We start from the raw sequence: 5,313 nt of genomic DNA on the forward strand, positions 1-5,313 counted from the left end.
GATTTCAAAAAGAAAGAAGATATTTTTTGCTAAATCGATGCCGATGATTTTATGCTGAGTCATGGTCTTCTCCTTTTACTTCGGACCTGAACACTCCAAGCATGACTTACCGTCATGTGAAGTGGTAGGGGAGACCATCTCATCACCTTAATGCGGCGTTAGTTTTTTTATTCAAGTAATGAGGTCGATAAGTGAGTAGTAACTTAGACAAAATGACAATCTTCAGAGCTAAAACCTCTGTTAAAAGCTTCGCGGCTATATTTGATATATCTACAGAGCCTTTACCCAGATTTACGTATCAAAGTAATGGCTATGAGATAGAGGGGATCGTAAAGTACGCCGATGTAGGTGGTGCATCTAAAACGGAAGCTGATTACCCTTGGATGGTAATGCTTAATAACCTTAGCGAAGATCTAAATCTTAAATTTTCAAATACAAATAAGTCACCTTCAGCTGTTTTATGTTTGAAAATAACTCGTGATGTCGGTGACATATTGTTCTATGTATTAACTTTTGGTATGCATACTTCTAGATTTATAAATTCAGATAAGTTAGTAAATGATTTTGGTATAAAAGTCGCAATGAACATATGCGACCATAATAATCTTAAAAAAGTTAACACTACAACGCACTCATCTGTGTCGACATTAACAGATCGACAAGCTAGTAAAGGTGCCAATTTAGAAATATTTGACATAAATGATGAGAAAGAATTTTTCAGATCCATTACTGGTTCAACGTACGATAATTATCCATATATAAAGTCATTTTCAGGGAAAAGTTCCATTACTGTAAATCTAGAAAAAGGAACTAGTGTAACCGATGATGGAATAGTTGATATATTGCTAAGTTTGGAAGAAGCCTACGATCTAGAGTTATACAAAGAAAAGTTCCCTTCTTATGGTAGGCTTGATTATGTAAGTGATGAAGATGAAATTGATAGATTAAACGGTGTTTTGTTTGATCTTCTGAAAAATAAAGATTTTTCAAATATTCATTTATCGCCAAGCAATATATTGGATGAAAATGTTTCCTATTTCTCATATAAAGATCCTGAAGCGTACGAATTTGTTGATGAATTCGATGACCTCAATATATCCGATCTTATTTCTCAAAATCAAAATTTTAATCAGAGATCTTCCATTAAAACCGTCTTGAACTGGAAAGTGTACTATGTGAATACTTCTGGTGAAATATTCACGATGAGGGCATATAACTGTATAAATTGTGAACTTGAAGATAATGGAATTACCTATATATTAAGTTCTGGTACATGGAGGAATGTTAGTTCAGATTTCAAGTCTGAAGTTGAGTTATATGTAAAAAATAACATCAAAGATAAATCTGATGATTATCTTCCGAATGATATTTCTATTCACTGTATAGTCGAGGAAAATGGCAAAGACACAGTAAAGTATAAGGAGGAAGTTTATAACTCATATGTCGCGGAAAACGATGATAATATATATTTGTTTGATAAATCGAAAATTAATATCGCTGGTCAAAAGAGATACGAAATATGCGACTTACTACATAGGGATAGAGAGCTGATCCATGTGAAAGTATTAAAAAGTGGTACAAACTCATTAAGTCACTTGTTTGTGCAATCTAGATTCTACACAGATGCATTTGTAAAAGATATTGACACTAGAAAGTCTATGATTGAGTTCATCAATAATAATGATAACACAGAGAATGTTTGTAAAGACAAAGATGCATTTCTTTCAATTGTTAAGGAAAAACGGTCTGAGCTCCAAGAGTCAACATTTTCAGTTTTGCTTTGTATATTAACGTATACACAAGATAAAAAGGTTGATGACTTGCCTTTTATGGCGAAGTATGAGCTTGCAAATACCCACAAATACCTCATTAATGAGCGAGGTATTGAGTTGGCATATGCTATAAGACTTGTTAACAAAAAAAACTAACAAACAATTTAAGACTGATTCAGCACGCTCGGCAATTTTGGTTTGGGTCGGATTTCGTGTTTACGGTGTTCCTATTGAGTGTCGTGGTTGCGTGCTTCACACCTTAATTGGGCGTTAACTTTACAGGGTAAGTATGGAATCTAAAAATTTTAGAATTAGCAATATGGCTAGAAGCGAACTAGCAGAGATTTGGAAGTACTACGATACCGATAGTATCAACCAACTTTTGATGCAAAGCAACGCCCAAGAAATTGAGGTGCTTGTTGGACATCTGAGTGAGACTGGCATCCAGATAGTTTTTGATGGATTCAATGCTGAGGCTGCTAATAAAGTGTTTTCGTCGCTACCGCGTCGAATGGTTAATAAAGTACTGCTTTTGTGTAATTCCAACACATTATCTAAATTACCTAGGTTGTTAGATCGCCAGATTCTAATGCGTGTCATAAAAAGTACGAGTACTGATGTAACTAATAGATTGCTCAAAACTTTGCCAGTTGATGAAAGACGAATGCTTCAGGAAATCACTGAAGAAGAGTCTGAGTTAGATAGTAACTATAAACACTATCTAAGTGAGAAATTTGAGAATTCACTAGAAAAAGAATCTCTCATGCGCATTAAAGAACTAGAAGAAAGAGAGCGTTATTTAGAGCGCCGTCAGCGAGCAAGAGAAGAACAGTTTGCTGAGCAACTAGAACACTTGCGTAGTCAAATTGCTACAACAGAAAAAGAATTCCATGTTCGCCAGAATAAACTAAAGAGCATAGAAGCAAGCTATATAAAGAAAGAAAATGAACTAAAAGATAATATTAGGGTGTTACAAGAAGAGCATCAAAAACAGGTTCAAGAGAAAATTGAAATTAAGGTTCCAGAGTTTGTAAATAAGGCAGTTGAGACACTAAAAGTAAAGGAAAAAGAGTTCTCGGATAAGTCTTCTGATTGGAATAAGCAAGGAATGTTTGCACTCGGTGCCGCTATCGTATCTGCCGTAGGTGGTTTGATATACGGTGGATTTGAGTTTAATTCAGCAGCAAAAGAAAATATCGATTGGTTCTTCTTTTCATTCCTGTTGTTAAAAGGTTTAATTGTTGTAACTCTTTTTGGTGCGTGGGCGAAACATGCTTATAGCATTGGCAATGCTTATATGCACGAGTCGTTAAAACGAAGTGACCGTATGCATGCGATCAATTTCGGGAAGTTATACTTAGAAGTCTATGGTAACGATGTAAGTCAAGCTGACATGAAAGCTATTTTCGAGAACTGGAACTTAGATAGTGACAGTGCATTTACAAAAATAAAACCTACAAACTTTGAGCCTAAAGTAGTGGAGCAAGTTACTCAAATGATTAATGCTGTTTCAAAGGCGTCACCTCAAGACAATAGCGTTCAAAAAGCAAAATAGCGGAAAGTAAAGTTAACAAAGCATTTAAGAGTGATTCGCAACGCTTGGCAGTTTCGCTTCGCTCAAGTATAGCCAAGCGCCGCTCACCTTAATGCGGCGTTAACTGTATTTGGAGAAAATAATTGGCTGATTACATAAATAAAAACATCTTAAGTCAGGCTTACATACACATCGAGCCTCAGAAACTGAAATCAAAAGAGGAATTAGCACAATTTAAGGTGGAGCTTGAGGCATTTGCTCGTCAAAGGATCGGCTTTTTCTTATCTCCAGATTTACCAATAGAAATTGAGTTTGAAGAAGGCTCTTTAATCGCAAGAATCACTGTACTTGGTACGATCAGCGTACTTTTCCAATTTATCTCGGGTTACAAGGACTTTCGAGAAGGAATCCAGTTTATGTACGCTGACGCCAAACGAGTAACTGACTATATAATTTCTCACACAACGTTTGAGTCTGGGGCAAAGCAACAAGACGTTATCCGGTTAGAAGCTCGCGTGGGTATTATTGGTTCAATCCAGAAGTCTATCAATCAACTTGAGGCAATTAAACGAGGTGCTAGTGGTGGCATGTTGGCGGAAGAAGTTGGTAAAAAGGTTGAAGACGCAATCACAGATCTTCAAAAATTAATGGACAATATCAATGATGCGTCAGATAAAAAGTTGGTTGGCGCCGGCCTACTTGGCATAGCTAATGAAATTCCATTTCAGCCCAAAGCGCCTAAGGACAAAGTTAATTCATTAGAGGCAATCTTAGGCTTTCAGCGCAGAAGGCAAAGGCTCTTAGGACACCTCAAACAATACAGTTAACAATCTGTTTAAGAGTGATTCGCAACGCGTGGCATTTTTACTATGCGTTGGTTTTAGTGTTTAAGGTGTTATGTGGAAGCTTCGGTATTGCGTTGCTAACGCCTTAACAGGGCGTTATATGAGTTTATTCTTCAACAGAACAGATCTTGAGATAATTTATGAGTGAATATGTAAATCCTATTGAGAAGCTTATCCATAGTACTGTACGTATTAATTGTGACGACGGTAAAGGCAACAGTTCATCAGGAAGTGGTTATGTCTTTTTCTTCTGTGAAAAAGACGAACAAAGTATCCCTTGTATCGTAACTAATAAGCATGTTGTGGTGGGGGCCCAAACTGGTAGCTTTAATCTAACCTTAAAAGGTGAGGACGATAAACCAGTGCTTGGCTCTCATGAGGTAATTACGTTAGATGACCTTTCTCAACATTGGATTCCTCATCCAAATCCTAACGTAGATTTAGCGATTATTCCTATTGGCCCGATTCTCAACAAAGCTGAGCAAGAAGGTAAGCGGTTTTATTATATCCCTCTTGGCAAAGGGGTTCTGGCTGATGAACAACTATTAAACTCGCTTCCTTCAATGGAGGAAGTCGTTATGATCGGTTATCCCAATGGGATATGGGATGCCAAGCATAATTTGCCGATCATTCGCAGGGGTATCACAGCAACGCATCCTAAACTGTCTTTAAATGGTAAGCCTGAGTTTTTAATTGACGCAGCTTGTTTTCCAGGCTCATCAGGATCCCCTGTATTCTTGGCAAATATTGGTAGTTTTGTAGATCATACAGGCGCTTTGGTTGCTGGAACTCGAATTGCATTATTGGGAACTCTATACGCAGGTCCTCAACATACAACTACAGGTGACGTGGTTGTCATAGAAGTTCCAACAGACTCTAAATCAATTTCAGTGGGGAGCATTCCTAATAATCTTGGATTAGTTATCCACTCGTCTGAACTTTTAGCTTTTGAACAAGTTATTGAAGACAGATTGCGTAACGAGCCACCATTATCACGAAATAGCCTCTGTAATTGTGGCAGTGGAAATAAATACAAAAACTGCTGTGGGAAACTCATATAACAAGAGACTATGGCGTCAATAGTTAATTTTTGACGCTATCTTTATCCCATATTGCACCATCTCTTAGCATTGAATTGAGTGTCACAACCATCTTTCTCATG

4 protein-coding genes are annotated in these 5,313 nt (G+C 37.1%); all 4 read left to right on the top strand.

Features of this window, described 5'->3' with window-relative positions:
- The first annotated feature begins 191 nt into the window (after positions 1-191).
- Positions 192-1,928: a DUF6119 family protein gene (locus F0232_RS24755; RefSeq protein WP_105058066.1), complete on the top strand. Its 1,737-nt coding sequence runs from the start codon at positions 192-194 to the stop codon at positions 1,926-1,928.
- 133 nt (positions 1,929-2,061) lie between these two features.
- On the top strand, positions 2,062-3,327 hold the full coding sequence (locus tag F0232_RS24760; RefSeq protein WP_146107447.1) for a hypothetical protein: 1,266 nt from the start codon (positions 2,062-2,064) through the stop codon (positions 3,325-3,327).
- A gap of 122 nt (positions 3,328-3,449) precedes the next feature.
- On the top strand, positions 3,450-4,133 hold the full coding sequence (locus F0232_RS24765) for a hypothetical protein (protein ID WP_105058068.1): 684 nt from the start codon (positions 3,450-3,452) through the stop codon (positions 4,131-4,133).
- A gap of 158 nt (positions 4,134-4,291) precedes the next feature.
- Positions 4,292-5,212, top strand: a complete 921-nt coding sequence (locus tag F0232_RS24775) for a trypsin-like peptidase domain-containing protein (protein ID WP_105058070.1) — start codon at positions 4,292-4,294, stop codon at positions 5,210-5,212.
- Positions 5,213-5,313: the final 101 nt, after the last annotated feature.

This window comes from Vibrio sp. T3Y01 (genome assembly GCF_013114525.1).
Taxonomy (GTDB): domain Bacteria; phylum Pseudomonadota; class Gammaproteobacteria; order Enterobacterales; family Vibrionaceae; genus Vibrio; species Vibrio chagasii_B.

Excerpts from the sequence above, each read along its gene's own strand:
- F0232_RS24775 (WP_105058070.1), top strand. The coding sequence starts at position 4,292 with ATGAGTGAATATGTAAATCCTATTGAGAAGCTTATCCATAGTACTGTA.
- F0232_RS24760 (WP_146107447.1), top strand. The coding sequence starts at position 2,062 with ATGGAATCTAAAAATTTTAGAATTAGCAATATGGCTAGAAGCGAACTA.